This is a genomic window from Pseudomonas syringae group sp. 26L6, assembly GCF_032587815.1.
Classification (GTDB): Bacteria; Pseudomonadota; Gammaproteobacteria; order Pseudomonadales; family Pseudomonadaceae; genus Aquipseudomonas; species Aquipseudomonas amygdali.
In genome coordinates, this window is the sequence record NZ_JAWHPJ010000025.1 from 65,838 (window position 1) to 81,534 (window position 15,697).

13 protein-coding genes, 1 tRNA gene and 3 pseudogenes are annotated in these 15,697 nt (G+C 53.9%); 9 read left to right on the top strand and 8 right to left on the bottom strand.

The annotated features are described in order from the left end of the window. Positions 1-409: 409 nt before the first annotated feature. Positions 410-1,423, bottom strand: coding sequence for a J domain-containing protein (locus RYA97_RS13860; RefSeq protein ID WP_060404420.1), 1,014 nt, complete (start codon positions 1,421-1,423; stop codon positions 410-412). A 411-nt stretch (positions 1,424-1,834) separates the two neighbouring features. Then, on the bottom strand, positions 1,835-2,029 hold the full coding sequence (locus RYA97_RS13865) for a hypothetical protein (RefSeq protein WP_117140102.1): 195 nt from the start codon (positions 2,027-2,029) through the stop codon (positions 1,835-1,837). Between the two features lie 152 nt (positions 2,030-2,181). Here RYA97_RS13865 and RYA97_RS13870 point away from each other — a divergent pair. The 4 genes from RYA97_RS13870 (at position 2,182) to RYA97_RS13885 (ending at position 6,036) form a co-directional block, all read left to right on the top strand. Beyond that, positions 2,182-2,257 (top strand) — tRNA-Thr (locus tag RYA97_RS13870). Between the two features lie 1,100 nt (positions 2,258-3,357). Then, entirely contained in the window at positions 3,358-3,708 is a 351-nt protein-coding gene (locus tag RYA97_RS13875) for a hypothetical protein (RefSeq protein WP_162882967.1), read from the top strand. Between the two features lie 91 nt (positions 3,709-3,799). Next, positions 3,800-4,624, top strand: coding sequence for a phage antirepressor N-terminal domain-containing protein (locus RYA97_RS13880; RefSeq protein WP_232829573.1), 825 nt, complete (start codon positions 3,800-3,802; stop codon positions 4,622-4,624). A 17-nt stretch (positions 4,625-4,641) separates the two neighbouring features. Then, entirely contained in the window at positions 4,642-6,036 is a 1,395-nt protein-coding gene (locus RYA97_RS13885; RefSeq protein WP_157973417.1) for a HEPN domain-containing protein, read from the top strand. A gap of 11 nt (positions 6,037-6,047) precedes the next feature. On the opposite strand, the gene RYA97_RS13890 is transcribed toward RYA97_RS13885, so the two are convergent. The 4 genes and pseudogenes from RYA97_RS13890 to RYA97_RS13905 form a co-directional block, all read right to left on the bottom strand. Continuing rightward, the gene (locus tag RYA97_RS13890) at positions 6,048-7,019 is read right to left on the bottom strand and encodes a phage baseplate assembly protein V (RefSeq protein ID WP_117140097.1); all 972 of its coding nucleotides are present in this window, start codon (positions 7,017-7,019) and stop codon (positions 6,048-6,050) included. After that, positions 6,992-7,694, bottom strand: a pseudogene (locus RYA97_RS13895) (hypothetical protein). Before RYA97_RS13895 ends, RYA97_RS13890 begins: the two are co-directional and overlap by 28 nt. After that, positions 7,691-8,221, bottom strand: a complete 531-nt coding sequence (locus tag RYA97_RS13900) for a DNA-binding protein (RefSeq protein ID WP_117140096.1) — start codon at positions 8,219-8,221, stop codon at positions 7,691-7,693. The pseudogene RYA97_RS13895 and the gene RYA97_RS13900 overlap by 4 nt, the downstream one beginning before the upstream one ends. Next, positions 8,218-8,676, bottom strand: a pseudogene (locus tag RYA97_RS13905) (hypothetical protein); the annotation flags it as partial. The pseudogene RYA97_RS13905 and the gene RYA97_RS13900, both read right to left, overlap by 4 nt. Between RYA97_RS13905 and xerC the strand changes: the two are divergent. Next, positions 8,676-9,485, top strand: a pseudogene (gene xerC / locus RYA97_RS13910) (tyrosine recombinase XerC); the annotation flags it as partial. The pseudogenes RYA97_RS13905 and xerC overlap by 1 nt on opposite strands. A gap of 239 nt (positions 9,486-9,724) precedes the next feature. Continuing rightward, a complete protein-coding gene (locus RYA97_RS13915) occupies positions 9,725-10,528 on the top strand; it encodes a YopT-type cysteine protease domain-containing protein (RefSeq protein WP_157973415.1) in 804 nt (267 codons plus the stop codon). A 402-nt stretch (positions 10,529-10,930) separates the two neighbouring features. On the opposite strand, the gene RYA97_RS13920 is transcribed toward RYA97_RS13915, so the two are convergent. Then, on the bottom strand, positions 10,931-11,329 hold the full coding sequence (locus tag RYA97_RS13920; protein ID WP_016981239.1) for a winged helix-turn-helix transcriptional regulator: 399 nt from the start codon (positions 11,327-11,329) through the stop codon (positions 10,931-10,933). A 124-nt stretch (positions 11,330-11,453) separates the two neighbouring features. Here RYA97_RS13920 and RYA97_RS13925 point away from each other — a divergent pair, with 124 nt between their 5' ends. After that, entirely contained in the window at positions 11,454-12,200 is a 747-nt protein-coding gene (locus RYA97_RS13925) for an NADPH-dependent F420 reductase (RefSeq protein ID WP_005741056.1), read from the top strand. A gap of 1,098 nt (positions 12,201-13,298) precedes the next feature. Further along, positions 13,299-13,829, top strand: coding sequence for a nucleotidyltransferase family protein (locus RYA97_RS13930; protein WP_232829572.1), 531 nt, complete (start codon positions 13,299-13,301; stop codon positions 13,827-13,829). A gap of 229 nt (positions 13,830-14,058) precedes the next feature. Here the strand turns inward: RYA97_RS13930 and RYA97_RS13935 are convergent, their stop codons facing one another. Then, positions 14,059-14,673 carry a histidine phosphatase family protein gene (locus RYA97_RS13935; protein ID WP_117140093.1) on the bottom strand — a complete coding sequence of 205 codons (615 nt, stop codon included), beginning with the start codon at positions 14,671-14,673 and terminating at the stop codon, positions 14,059-14,061. A 279-nt stretch (positions 14,674-14,952) separates the two neighbouring features. Between RYA97_RS13935 and RYA97_RS13940 the strand changes: the two genes are divergently transcribed. Further along, positions 14,953-15,690, top strand: coding sequence for a hypothetical protein (locus tag RYA97_RS13940; protein ID WP_005746662.1), 738 nt, complete (start codon positions 14,953-14,955; stop codon positions 15,688-15,690). Positions 15,691-15,697 lie beyond the last annotated feature (7 nt).

The window sequence follows — 15,697 nt, forward strand, 5'->3', positions numbered from 1 at the left end:
CTGCCACTGGGGTCGCGACTAAACGAGTGAGGTGGCAGCTGTGCGAAGGTTAGTCGACCGGGAGCTAAGACCGGCGCACCCGAAGGTGCCCTCGCGCACAGCCGCCATAAAGTGCAGGAAGAAGACCTGACCAAAACAGCGACGCGATACGCCTTAACTCAAATCCGGGCGACTAAACCCGATCGCTGATATGCAGCGACGGGCGGAGATTAGAAGCACACATCGAGAGGCGCAAGCGGTCGGGGATTCTCTCGGAAATGTCCTTCAAAAGAAAGAGACCAAGCCTGCAAAAACCGGCCTGAAAGCGTTGCAAAAGATGATCTCTGCACACAATTGCCGAAGCCCGTAGGAGCGGACTTGTCCGCGAAGACTTAACAGACGACGCCGCACTCACGTCACAGCCCAACCGCTAAAACTGATCATCCTTCAACCGCGCAAACGGCACGCTACGGTTCTGCAACTTGCGCAACGTCAGCTTGTACGCACTGGACTTGATCTGACTGCCCATCGGCGTCTCCTCCAGCAAGATCCGGCCCGACGCAAAGGCACAGCCCGTGCTCATCATCTTGTACTTGAGCAGATACAGCCCCGGGTCCATCTTGGCGAACGTAAACACCGCACCGGCCGGCACAAACGCATGCCGAAACGCCCTGCGCCCCACCGCATCCGTGACCTTGGCATACACCGCCGACTCGCCGGCCGAGTTATCCACCGTGATCTGCGACCAGCCGTTGTCCTTGAGCAACGGCATATCTTTCACGTAACCCGCCTTTTCCGGCCAGGGTGCGCCCATCGGATCCAGCGCGGGCACCTCACACTCGGACGTTACCGCATCAACCGGCTTGGCCGGGCTGGCCACAGGCTCTTCAACCGGGGCGGCGGGCGCTGGCTTGACCCACGTCTGCGCCACCGGCACCGGCTCGGCTGGCACAAACGCCTTGCCAGCATCCCGGTCATAACCCATCCACGCCCCGGCTGCGCAAAACACCACAAACACCAGCGCCCAACGCCACGCACTGCGGCGCCGCTTGTCACTGGAAGGCGATGAAGAGGAAGGAGAAGCCTTGGGCGCCGGGCCCGTCCGAGCCGCCCGAGAGGGCGTTGCAGTGGCAGTAGCAGAGTTTGCGGCGTACACATGCACCGCCTGCCCACCCGCCGCACGCGCCTGCTTGCGCCGCAACGCGTCCATACGAGCCTTGTGCTCATCGGCAGCAAGCTGCGCATCATAAGCCGCACGCCGCGAAGGGTCCGCCAGCACATCATGAGACGCGTTGACCACGCCCATCATGTCCGAGGCATAAGGGTCGGAATTCCTGTCCGGGTGCAGCTTCTGCGCCAGCTTGCGATAAGCCTTCTTGATCTGCTCAGGAGAGGCATCGCGAGCAACACTCAGCAGCTCGTAATGCGTGGGCGTTCTCTGCATTGCACTTGCTGTCCATGGCTGACTGCCATTTTTGATACAGATGTATCGGCCAAAAAGCCCATATCTCCAGTGCAAATGCAACGCAACAAGAACCAGCCCACAAGAAAATGCCCGAATCCAGAGGATCCGGGCATTTCTTGAAACATCGATGAAGCCTTCGTGAGCGTCCAGACGCACATTCATGCGATTCAGACAGCAATCCTCAGCCCCACCTTGCGCAAGACCCAACAGGCCAGACGCAACTACAAATATCCTTCAACAACTCCTCAGCGAATGACCAGCCTGCGGCAAACAAAACCCCAAACCCGGTTACGATCCATCGCATTACTCATCAGATAGTCCTTTATCTGCTGGCTGAAAAGCTAACGTCCCATGCTGCTGACTCAGTAGCCCGGGCCGTTGAGAACAAGCCTATGCAAAGCCCTCCCGCCCTGCAACAGCCCAAAAATGGTGGGGTCGGATGGGTGCCTGTTCATACGCCAAATCGCCATCAACGCTGGGCGCATTGGTTTGCGCGACCAGGTCAAAAATCCATCGCTTTGTCAGGCACAAGCTGTATGCGTCAAAGGCGAAATCAGCGTTCAAAATCGTATTGCTCACACACATCAAACAGACCAATCCATCAAAACCAACGGAAACGTCCTGCACCACCACCCGTCCGCATCCCACCCAAAGCGCCAATGGTCGATTTTTTTCAACTGAATCAGACAGCTAGGCTTTACAAGCGCATCAGAAGCTATATACTCGCAGCCCATTACGCCGGTATAGCTCAGTTGGTAGAGCAACTGACTTGTAATCAGTAGGTCCCGGGTTCGACTCCTGGTGCCGGCACCATATAAATCAAGGGCTTGCAGCGATGCAGGCCCTTGTTTTTTTCCCCAGACGTAATAAGCCACGTAACAAGGCCACAGATCGGGCCTGTCTTACGCGCTCCACGTCGAGCTCCAACCGCAGCTACAGACGCTCATGAGCAGTAGCGCGAGACCCTGGCCAACCGCTCGGTACAGGGGGCCCCGCTCAAAATCTGAGGGGGGTCAGAAAAAAGGTAATATTAGTAATACGTCTCGGGAAAATTGGCTGCAGCCCTTGCAGGCCGTGGCTTTCAGCGTTTTCGGGCAAAGGTAATATTGAAGCGATACAAAGGCGATAATATTACCTTTTACTAAAGCTATATTTTCATTTCCTAAAACCCAATGAATCCGGGGGTTTCAGGAAAATATTACCTTTCATATTGCTTCATATTACCTTTCGATGTAATACGCGCAGCCCAGTAAAACCGTGGCCTCCAGCCTAGGTTCGTGGGTCATATAGCTAATATCGCTCTTTTTGAAAACACCCTCCCATACCTGAGCTTCGATCTCATTTAAAACACCGTTTTTCAAAGCCCCGATTGCAAGGGATGAAGACCTGTAGATCGTCATCAGAGCGTGCAATCGTGTGCAATGTCCAAAGGCCCCTGAATGCGGCTACAGCGCCCGGTCTGCTTGAGTTGTAGAGGTTGGATCTGATCTGGCCGCCGATGCCCTGGTGCGTAGCTTCGAGACCGGTGTCGATTTGGAAAACCACCCCATTCCTCGGTTTTCCAATTTTTCGCCCAAGCAGGCCGGGCCTTCGAGGTTTGCCCCCATCTGCCCAGCCCTGTCGCTCGCAGTGCAAGGCGCTGACATTTTTCTGCATAAGTTTGCACACTGTGCAATTGCCGCTCCCCTGCGCAACCCCACGGCTGGCCTAGGCTGGAGTATTGCTTTCATCGCATCTGGGTTTGCACAAAAAACGGACGCAAAGCCCGTCGGCGGGAGGGGGATAAGTGACTTTTTGAGGACATTTTTTCGGTGCCGCGCTTTTTGTTGACCGGTTCGCCAACCTGCGCACAGCTGCGACCTTATTGTTTGGCGACAACTGGTGGCAGTTCCTGCATGTCAAGGAGCGTCACCATGACCGCCCTCATTCCTTTAAAAATCCGCCCGCCGTTCGGCTCTGGCCGCTCTGCACGCTGGTTCCTCTCTTGCTTCCAGACTCGTCCGCTACAACCATCACATGGACATCGTTCGCACCCTATAAGCGCAAGGCGGTGTCCAGTGAACTGCCGGTATGCGCTTACTGAGGATGAGTGCTACAAGCTGCAGCTGGTGAGGGATTCGATGCGTCTGGTGACGATCCTGCTGGATGAGGTACAACACTCCAATACAATGACGCCGCAAATGATGGCGGCATGGCTGGAACTGACAGCCGAGAGCCTGAGCGGCGTGGCGGATGCTGCGGGGCAGCGACTCACTGCTCGATGACCGCAACGATTGTCAGGTTGACAGTGGCTGGCTCGGTTTGGAATTCGACCATCACCATTATGGTGATGGTTGCTGAACACAAGGAGTTGATGTGAATCCACAGATAATGCCTGTTTCTTTCCATGGGGATACGCTGGTCATTGTGGCCCAGGGCAACGAACCGTTCGTTGCGATGAAATCGGTAGTTGAGTCAATGGGCCTTGCGTGGCAAGTCCAGCACAGAAAACTGACGGATCGATTCGAAGCAACTGTTATGGAAATCATAACGGTTGCCGAGGACGGCAAACCTCGTCCCATGACCTGCCTCCCGCTCCCTAAGCTCCCAGCGTGGCTCTACTCCATCAGCCCGAACAAGGTGAAACCCGAGCTGCGTGACAAAATCATCCGTTACCAAGAGGAATGTGATGACGCTTTGTGGGCCTACTGGACCAAGGGCATCGCCTCGCGCGTTGGTGCGAACAATGTCCACCAGAAGATCGCGATGTCTCGTCACCGCGTGACCTTACTGAAGGAACTACACAAGAGCCGCGACAACACCCTGCGCGCTGCGCTTCATGAGCAGCTGGCGATGGTGTCGCAACAACTGGGGCTATCTGTGCCGGCACTGGAGACGATCGGGAAGGGAACGCCAGATACGCCAGAGATCGCCAAAGTCTTCTGGTCGGCCTTAGAACAACTGGATAGCTTAGGCGCGCGCTATAACCACTCAGGCACCATGTCGGGTACGATTGCGCTCAACTATCCCCAACTGGAAAAGCTGTTCAAGCAGCACCGCATAGCTATCCATATCACTCAGGAACTGCGCCATGCACTCAAGCTGAGTCAGCATCCTCGTTTTATAGAATACAAGGTGAAACAGAGCTGGATTGAGGATAAATCAGTGCGCTGCTGGATTTTCGAAGGACCAATACGTTAATGATCAAGGAGAAAATAATGCGTGAAGACAATAACAGCTGGAGTGGCTATTTCTGGTTACCGCATGACACAGAACAAAAACTCCCTGGCACGCTCACAATTGAAGATGATGGGAGTATTTACCTAGAACTGATTGGAAACTTCAAACCCACAAGCGAAGATATTGACGAAAGCCGAATAAATGGCGACGTTGAAAATCTTGGTCTCGTAACCCTAGATCAATGTTTCTACACTTCTAAACCTTTATTCCCGGACAGCATACAAAAATCACGAATTATTTCCAATGAAGCAATCATCGGATTTGCTTATAGTAGCGACGAAAAACTTGAATTCAACAAGGCAACTTTCGAAATTGACAATCTTGATAGGTGGGTCGGCATCACAGGCCTGACCCACACGCGGCTTGAAACCCCACACTCATATAGGATCGAGTTTTCACTCCCGAAAACAATTGAGCATAACCTCGCGAACGGCATGACGCTACAAATTGACTTTGGATATAAAATCCCAAGCCCAACTACAAACCAAGCATCCATAAATCAAAATACTTTCTTTCGCCTGTCATCCGCTGTACCTAGGCCGCTAAAAGACTTCAGGGACTGCGCATTTAAGCTGAACAATCTGTTATCGCTCTCCATGAATCAATCGGCGACGATGCGCAACTTCAAACTTTACCATGATGAACTTATGACTGATTATGGTAACGGCTTAATACTACCGATAGATCTCAAGCTGATTTACCGCGCAAGTAACTACCGAGAGAAACCCTCTGAGCAACACTGGAGGGAAATGCTATTTACCTATAGGCAAATTTGTGACAACGCAGAAAAATATATAAATAACTGGCTAAATCTATATGACATTTGCGAGCCCGCATTAAATTTGTTTTTTTCGACCCTCAACGAGCCGACCAAATTTTCAGAAAGCAAATTTCTTGCCCTTGCTCAAAGCTTGGAAACCTTCCATAGAAGAACAACTGAAACGACACTAATGCCTCCTGCAGATTACGAAGAGTTCAGTCAAAGCTTATTGAAAAGTGCTCCTGAAAGCGCTCATGAGTGGCTTAGCGCAAAGCTTAAGTTCGGAAATGAAATCACGTTCAAGCAGCGTTTGCTCCACCTAATCGACCCATTCAAATCCTTATTGGGAAATTCGAAAACAAAAAAAAGAATAGCCCATAAAATCGTGACATCACGAAACTACTACACACACTACAATCCAGACTTGGAAGGTGACGCTCAAAAAGGCGTAGACCTAATGAATCTCACTTACACAATGGAGGCACTGTGCAAATTAATTTTCATGGAAAGACTTGGATTCGAAGTTGAAAGTATCGAAAAAATGATTACATACAGCGTTAAGCAGGCCCTGCAGGCCGAGAATCGAAATACCGACGGAGTACAGCCTCAATAGGAAACAGAATGCTAGCTTGTAACTGCCTTCAGAGAGCGAGCGAGCGCTGCGGCCTTGAGGGCATCCGCTGAAAAAGCCGCAGCGTTGGCTGGCACGGGGCTGGAACCGTGAACGTGGCCGGCAATTTGGGTGGCCATCTGCTCGATTAGGTCCAGCGTGTCGCACAGCACCTTGAAGATGTTCACGGACTCTGACCCGACGTGGTTCTTTGGCGCGACCAGGTGCTGGTTAATGCCGGCGACGCTCTTGCGCAGCCCTTTGATCTGCTCATGCATGTCGCCGCCCACCGTGGCGTTGTGCTTCTGTCCGACCACAAGGTTCAGATCCCGGCCAGTGGCTTGATGCAGATCATCCACTGCAGCCAGGCTGGCCGATCCACCGGACAGCAGCTTGAGCGCGCCCAGCGCCTCAATCTTCTTCACGCCACCCACTGACTCGGACGAATGGTCATCCACCGTCCTGGTGTGGCTCTGGAAGCGCTCGGCGTTGGTCATCGCCTCGACCTCGCGTTCGGTCGCCTGATCTTGGATCTTGCCGTCGGTCTTGCGCAACCAGTTGCCATCCGCGTCGACGCGTTGTTGCACCGCATCGCTGTGCTGCCACACCTGGTCGCCCTTGGGCAGCTTTGGCAGCGTCAGACCGTGCGGCAGGATGGTCTGGATGTAGGGTTTGTTCGGCAGACCATAGGCGAAACACACCACAACCTGGGTGCCTTCCTCTGGAAAGGCGAAGAACCCCATTTCATCCCCACCCACTGGCATGGGCAGCGGCACACCGGCCAGCACCGGCAGCGCTGTGTCGATCTCACCATCTGGCCCCATTACCTGCAGATCCACCGAGAAGCGCGGTCGGAAGTCGTCACACAGACCGGCGCTGGCCGGCGCATCCGCCACGGCTACGACCTTGGCGAAGCGCGGCAAGTGATAGCCACCAGTGAGTTCAGGGAATTGCCGCTCTACGCTGCGCTTGATTGCGTCGTCCATTTGATAGCCATCTGTGTGCCGGCTAGCGTCACGTTGGTGATCCGCTCGCCCTGATTGATTGATACGCCTGGTCGCAAGCCCGGTAGGGCCGCGATCATTGCGCTCTGGCTGCCCTGGTAACCGTCGAAAAGGTTAACCGGCACCCGACCGAGCGCCGTAGAAACTGTCAGCCCAGGCACAAACGTAGATCTCGCCGTCGCCCTGTTGCTGCCAGATAAAGTCCTTGATGCCAAACACCCGCGCCATGCTGTCCAGTGCCTGGTAACCAGCGGCCAGGTTGTAGAAAAACGGCGTCTTGGTGCGTGTATAAGCCTGATCCGGTACCTGAAAGCGCAGCCCGGTCTTGCCGCCGATATCGGCCAGCACAGCGCGCAGATCCACGTGGCGCAGGTTCATGGGCAACGGGTTGGCCAGCACCGCGGCTAACTCGCTGCAAAGCACCATCTGCTCGATGCCATTGGTGGCGGTGCAGCGTTCGACGTAGCCAATGAAATGACGCTGCAGAACGGCTTCGTTGTAGCCGATATCGAACGTGACCAAACCTTTGACGGTAACGCCCGCCTTGATCGTGAACGTGGCGCGGCCCGGACTCTTGAGGTCAAGACGGACATCGTCGTTGACCAACGGCATGACCGTGCCGCCGATCGTCAGCACCTTGTGCAGCTTCATGCTCATGACGCGCCACCCAGGTAGATGTCCACCTTCTTGAGCACTGCCTCAAAGCCGGTCAGCTCTTCGGGCGTGCCCGATCCGCTGCCCGCAACACCATCACCTGGTGCTGACTGCGACGTGACCCCGTTGCCGGCGCGCCGGTTCTCGACCTTCTCCGGATTGGATAGCTTCTCGCTCAGGGTGAACTGGACGATCCATTGGGCCAGTGTGTCGTCCTCGCGGGCGCTGACCCCGTCAGAGAACGTCACCTGCCGGATGCCAAAGGCCTTGGCCGTGTCGTTCACGATCCGGTAGGTCTGCAGCTGGCCACCGCCTGCAGTCGCCTCGGCCAGGCGCATGATCGTGCGCAGGTCCTCGAGGGCCTTGTAGGGGATTGTCAGCGCGACGGTCAGCGTCTTGGGTTTGAACCCCTTGTGCGATTTGTCGGTTGCCGATGTCTGGCCGCCCAGCTCATCGGCATCGATCTTGAGGTTGGCCGTCAGCTTCATGCGATGGCCGACAATCTGCTCGCCATTGAGTAGCAGCGTCATAGGCCCACCAGTTCCTGAACAAAGCTCAGGCTCTCTGCAGATCCCGCCAGCAGCGCGCCGGCACACAGCGGCCATTCATGGCCCGGTGCTTCGCCTTCGAGCAGCTCGCGGCGCAGCTGGCCCAGGTCACCCGGTCCCAGCATCCTGGACTGTATCGATACATCGTCGGCACTGTTGGTGAACTGGGCTTTCAGATCGGCCAGCTGCTGCTCGCGCTCTTGTACCTGCGCCTTCTTTCGCGCCTGCAGATCTGCAAGGTCCGCCATGGGCGAGCTGTCGGCGGCATAGCCTTCGAGTACCGCCAGTTGTCCGGCCATGGACTGGCTGGCCAGCTTGGTGATCGGGCAGCGCTGCAGCGACAATTGGCTCCAGAGCGGCATTTGCCCGGCGATCGGCATGATCCATTTTTCCACTTCCAGCTTGGCCAGGTGTTCGGCACGGCGCTCGGCGCGCACGGCTGGGCAAACCGTTGGGGGATCTGCTGGTGAAGAAATTCACGGCAGCATTGATCCAGCGGATTGTCGGTCGCCTGGCCGACAAAGGCACGCCGTCCAAAGCCGCGCATGTCCTGCGCTACCTGCGCCGGGTACTGCAGTGGGGGCGCAACCGGGGCTATCTTGACAGCAATCCGGCGCAAGGCATTGAAGCGCCTGTTGAGCGCAAACGCCGACGTTTACCGGAGCACCAGGTCATGGAAACGTTGGTCGACCGCGCCCTGGCATTTGGCCGCTTGGCCAGGAACGAGAAAGGTGGCTGTCCGGAGTACCTGAGCTACGTGATGGAGATCGGTTACCTGTGCCGCTTGCGGGGCATTGAGACCATCACCCTGACCGACGCCCACGAGCTGGCCGAAGGGATCATGACCAACCGGCGCAAGGGCAGCCGGGACAACATTGTCCGCTGGACGCCGCGACTACGCGACGCCTGGGAGGGAGCGAAGGCCTACCGGGCCAAAGTGTGGGCCAGCAAATCAACGGTCGTTCCGATCCGCCCCGATCGACGCTACATCATTGTGGCCAGCCATGGAGGCCCGATGCGCAAATCCAGCCTGGACATAGCATGGCAACGATTCATCACCTCGGCCATCGAGGATGGCACCATTACGGCCGAGCAGCGATTTGGCCTGCATGACCTCAAGCGTAGGGGCATCACCGACACGGCAGGTACTAGGGCAGATAAGCAAGAGGCGAGCGGTCACAGGGACGGAGCGATGATGGATGTCTACGATCTCAGCATTCCACTTGTTAACGCCTCACGGACGTAGACCTACTGTATGCGTACCTGAAGGATGTTCTCATGCGCTTGCCGACGCGCCGAACGAGCGAGATTGATCAGTTGCTGCCGTCTATTTTGAAGACTGAGTAAGACGGAATGTCGGGAGGAATAGCGCCTGCCTGCATGTTATGGAACCGAATGGCTCATCCGGACACCCACATATCGATTTTAGGGTACTTGGCCAGTTTCTTGGTCGAAGAGCCCCGTCGAAAGCAATCTGAGGTACATATGAAGATAAATATAGCAACATCATCGATAGCTATTTTGCATCATCAGGAAAACCATGCTCCAAAGGCATCAAACGCGCCTCAACCTGAGCATGCGCAAACAAGTCAACAGATGCCTTTGGACTTAGCTTTAAGGCCTAAGACACGCGGGATACATCCGTTTCTAGCCCTGATGCTGGGTGACAAAGGCTGCGTATCTTCTTCAAATGTAAATCTAGAAGATGATTCTACGACACAGGTTAACTTAGAAGATTTTGCAGTAGCATCCAGAGATGTTAATCGAAACAATATCTGCGCAGGTCTTTCTACCGAATGGCTTGTAATGAGCAACAGCGGCGACGCTCAATCGCGCATGGACCACCTTGACCATAATGGAGAAGGGCAAAGTAACGGAGCACAGAGGCATCAGGTTTATGACAATGCATTAGCCTCGGCACTTTCAAATGATGACGAAGCCCCGTTTTTCACGGCCAGCACCGCTGTCATCGAGGATGCAGGTTTCTCATTGCGCAGAGAACCTAAAACTGCTCGAGCATCAGGTGGTAGTGCGCAATTAGCCCAAACATTAGCAAACGATTTGGCTCAGGCAGGTAGAAAGCATTTGCTAAGCTTACGCTTTGCGAGCGTTCAAGGCCATGCAATAGCTTGTTCTTGTGAAGGAAGTAGGTTCAAGTTGTTCGACCCCAATCTTGGTGAGTTTCAATCATCTCGTAGTGAAGCCCCACAGATGCTTAAAGCTTTGATCGATCACTATAACAACTTGAATTACGATGTATATTGCGTAAACGAGTTTAGAGTTTCGTAGCGTTGAGTTAGTAGATTTTCGTCCTGATCTACGGGCAAAGCTATGCTGGTCAGTGGAACCGTTTTCAGTCGAAAATTGAACAGCATCAGATACTACTAGTTGCTTTCGATTGATCCCTAATCAGTATTTCAAAAAAGGGATGATGCCCGACAGCACACACGCTAATAGGAGCTGTAGACTCGTTGTGCCCTATCCCGTCACTTTGCCCAGTGGTACCTCTGGCGTCCAGCAGACGCCAAAAAAAAGCCCGCCAGAGCGGGCTTTCTTGTGAGATCGATTGAACATAAGACCTGTTATGAGAACTTAACGGCGCGAGCTTAATGTGTAGGTAAACAACTCTGCGTCATGCGCTGTGGTTCATCCAACGAACGCCATGGGGATGACGCGTATCCGCCCTTGGCGTCACGGCTGGAGTGTGTCGGGTTGCGACTCCGCGACTGCCGGGCTTATCGATTCCCGGCGCAGTAATGTCCAATCAATTAGGGATTCAATCGTTGGGCCGAGCGCCAATCCCAAGTCGCTAAGCGCATACTCGACGCGTGGCGGCACTTGCGGGTAAATGGTGCGCGTGAGGATGCCATCTTTTTCAAGCTCTTTCAGTTGCTGAATAAGCATCTTCTGATTCACCCCTTCGACACGTCTACCTAGCTCAGAAAAGCGCAGTGGCTCTTTGGCAGCGAAAAGTTGGACGATTATTGCGATTTTCCACTTACCTTCCAAAATCCGTAGCGCTTCCCCAGTCGCTGCTGCCCAAATAAGCTGCTGTCTAGGGTTGTCGCATTGCCAATCGCGCTCTGCCATAGGGTGCCCTGCTCAATCAATACTTACTTTTTGGTTACCTACCCACTTTTCAGTAGGTACTTGACGACTAGTTTATATATCAACATTCTGGCTACCGAGCAATAGATATCAGATAGGCGAACTTATGAAGATCGGAATTCTCGGCACAGGCAACATTGGTAAATCTCTCGTCAAAAAACTAAGCCAGGCTGGACACATTGTGAAGGTGGCCAACTCGCGCGGCCCGGACACGATCGAAGCTGACTTACTGTCTTGGGGAGCGCGGGCAGTGACAACAGACGAAGCTTTGACCGATGTAGAGTGCGTCATATTATCGATCCCCCTCAATCGTATCCCCGATGTCGCAACGCAAATCGGCCGCCTTCCAGAAAGTACAGTGATCGTAGACACCTCGAACTATTACCCGTTTCGAGACAATAAAATCGAAGCGATTGAAAATGGACAGGTGGAGAGTCTGTGGGTTGCCGAGCAACTTGATCGCCCAATTGCCAAAGCTTGGAATGCCATTGGTTCTGCATCCCTCGCCAAGAAGGGTAAGCCTGCCGGTGCACCCGATCGCATAGCCATTCCAATTGCAGCCGACCGTGATCACGACAAAGAGTTTGTGAAGATTCTGGTTAACGACACCGGTTTAGACGCGTTCGACGCAGGCTCGCTAGCACAAAGCTGGCGCCAGCAACCTGGAGCTCCAGTTTACTGCACTGATTTAACCTATGGCGAAATCGCAACAGCCCTCGAGTCGGCAGAGCGAGAGAGGTTGCCCAAGCGCCGAGATCTGGGTGTTGCCGTAATGCAAGAAAGGCTTGGCGATGGGACTGCTAACCCTGATGAAGACTGGGGTGTACGCCTAGTACGTGCTATCAACATCTGAGTGATATTGCAGCTATCGGAACCTGCCGAACGCGGCTTTCCATCACGTAATAAGGACTAGAAACCCTATGCAGTACAGCGTTTCTACCACGTTGCCACGTAATAAGAAAATCTCTAACCGATTGATATTACTGCTAAAAGCATCTTCGTTGTAATCAGTAGGTCCCGGGTTCGACTCCTGGTGCCGGCACCATATAAAAGAAGGGCTTGCAGCGATGCAGGCCCTTTTTTGTGCTGCATATATAACTAAATTGCTCGCCCCTCCCTGAATACCCGCACATCAGTTACTTTTTGCCTCGCAGAGCTATAGCTGGGGAAACGCGGGATGAGGCAGATCGGGCATCTCCATGCACACATTGACCGATTGCTCAGATTTGAGTAGCCCACCGGTGTCTGGATATATACGGAGTCCGTATCTCAGGTGATTCGAAAGCTTTCTCGATTCGTCGTGATTTACGGGTGTTCAGATGCCGCCAATGGTTCCGGCCGTGCCGGTTGAGGGGTTTACCCTAAGGGCATCCGTGCCCCCCTTCACTGGGGGGTTTGTTTTTTCAGCGCTTGCCAAGCTTCAAGTTGTTCCCCTTATGCCCTCTGACGGGCTGCCCCCTCGCTCGTTTCAAAAACAGCTTCCAAGCCGTTATCTTGTCTTCTTTCTTGAAATTCACCGGCTCATTTTCGGCGTGCTCATCACGCACGTAGACGCTTTCGATGAATAACTTGACCGTATTCTTGTGATCGTCTTTTCTGACGTTGAAGTAAATCTCGTACTTGGTATGGGCATCGTAACCAGGAAGGATTTCTCCCAGCTCAAGGGTCAGAAAATTTTCCTTACCTGTGAAAAAACATCTCCGATCCTTAAAAGTACCAGTGCCGCATTTGGTAACAAGTGAAGCTTGAAGTCGGAGCTACCCATTCATAAGCGATCGATGGGCGGCTAAGCGCCCAAGATATCAAGTGTCCGCTGTGGGTTCGAAGTGTTTAAAAACGCTGGCCTTGGCGAAGCTTTACAAGGCTATGGTGTATTGTCGGACACTAGGACTGGATCGATTCCAAGAGGATGAAAATGACGTTGACTGTCGAGAGGTTGGCCAGGATAGCAATGGCCAATCCATTAAACGCTGAACTCATCTTACGCTTACCTTCACTCGGCTTGAATCAATGCATGCTCACTGCTGGCTGCCTGTTCCAAGCCGTCTGGAATCATCAGTCCCACCTGCCGTCAGCCTGGGGGGTGAAGGATAACGACGTTTTTTACTTCGACAATGATCTGTCTTGGGAGGCAGAGAATGAGGTCATCGACTCTGTTCAGCGTCTCTTCCAAGACCTCGAAGTTAACATTGAGATCAAAAATCAGGCTGGCGTTCATTTGTGGTACAGCAAGCGGTTTGGCGGGAATTACCCCCAGCTTCAGTCGGCTAAAGACGGGATTGATCGCTACCTGATTGCCGGTACCTGCATAGGTTTGGATGTTGAAACTAGCGAAGTCTATGCTCCCAATGACTTGGCCGACACCGAGCAAGGGCTACTTCGTATCAATCCAAAGAATCCCAAGCCAGATCTGTTCTATCAGAAGGCGAAAAGTTATCAAACTCGCTGGCCCTGGCTCAGGATCGTAGACCCCCAAGGTTGAATCGAAACGCGCGGAGTATGCCGATGAAGGCATTTATGGGGGATGAGAGCCGATTGCTGTCTATCCCTATGGCTGCAAACGGCATCGGGTTTGTAAAAGCACAACAGCGAACATTTGTGATTTATGAGGAGTTCATCGCAAGGATTACCCATGAAGCGCTTCACCCAAGGCGAACATTGACGTCAGAGCACTTTGCTTCCGGAAAGCCTCGACGACTATGTCAGCGATATTAGCCTAACCCCCATCCAGCACCGCCTGCGCGCCTGGAGAGCAAATATCCACAACCATTAAGCACATGGTTCGCGATTTCATAGTCACGCCACTCAGCCATAGCCCGGCCACAAATGTCCTGCGGCCTGCACTCGATCAACCAGGCTACGGCATTGATGAATTGCCCATGCGAAAACACTGCAATGTTCTGGGCGGGATGGTCTGTGAGTCGAGCCAGGAAAGTCTTAGCTCTGGTTATAAATTCTGAAAAAGACTCAGCGCCTGCGCCATCCGTAAACGCCGGGTCTGACCTGACCCAATAGGCGTCGACCCAATCCTTTCTCTGGGCAACGGTCGTGTTGGCACACCGCGCGGGTTCGAGGTAGGTGAATTCCTGGATAGGCCAGGTTTCAAACGGGGTGTCAGGATAGGTCGCTACGGTCGCCATCGCGGTTGCTTGCGCTCGAGAAAACGGCGAAGCGACAATCAAATCCGGCGCATGTGTGAATGATAGGGCCACTAGTTGCGCTTGTTCTACACCCTTCAGTGTGAGGGGAATAGTCGCGTGATCCACACTGGCTTCGCCTGCGTTGGCAGCGCTTTGTCCGTGACGAATCAGTCTGACCTGCTTCATTAACCGGGGCTCTGGTGTCGTGGAGAGATTTGGGTTTATTCAGAAGTGTACGCTCCCTGCTGGCAGTGCCTGCCAGTCTCAAAGCACATAACGTTTAGACGCTCAGACTTGATATGACAGCTACCGGGTTTGCTCAGGGCTTTTCTGCTCGTTTTCGTCAGCGCCCACAAGCGCATGATCACTGTAACAACCTGAACACATTACCCCAGCCATTACCCTAAAGCTCCCCCCCCACACCGTCGATACCCTCCTTACACCCCGCAATCATGGATCGATGAAATGGTTATCTCACTAACCCCCGGCAACAACACCTCTCCCACCATCACCCTGCCCAATTCCGGCATCACGCTCACGCCGCAGCCGCTCACCGATGCGCAGAAAGAAGCGCTGAAGAACGCTGCCGCCAACACGCCTGCCGTTGTTTACCACCCGAGTACCGAAGTGCCTGCAACCACTGAGCCGATGGAAGCAGTCGATACCTGGATAGGCCGTTCGCAGTCGCCTGACTTCCCGCAGAAGGCGGCGCAGCACAGTAACTCTACAGAGGCGTTGAAGACTTCGTATGAAGCGTTCAAGTCGACGCTGGCGTCTGTCTATCCGGATCTGGCAAGCAAGAAGTTTGGCTTCACGATTGAGGCAAACGGCAATCTGAAGGCGACCAACAGTTCCGGTGAGTTGAGCGATGCGGACACTCAGCAATTAAACACGCTGCTGAATGCGTCCAGTGGGCTGAAAGCTGCAGCCGCCACCTACCGGGAGACGGCTATCGATATGGTCGATGCCGATTCACCGTGGAGCGGCAGTTATCTGGGACGGTACAACCTGACCAAGGAGAACTTCGCCAGCTCGCTGGATCTGGGCGCGTTGTTTATTCCCAAGACGTCGACGCCATCGAAAGATCAGATCGACGGCATGTTCTTCAATCAACTGGCGTACAAAGGTGAGCTGCACACCCAGGAAACGGAAGCGGCGATGCTCGCTGCACGTGCGGCCAAAAAGGCCGCCACTGAGGGTTGATCAACAC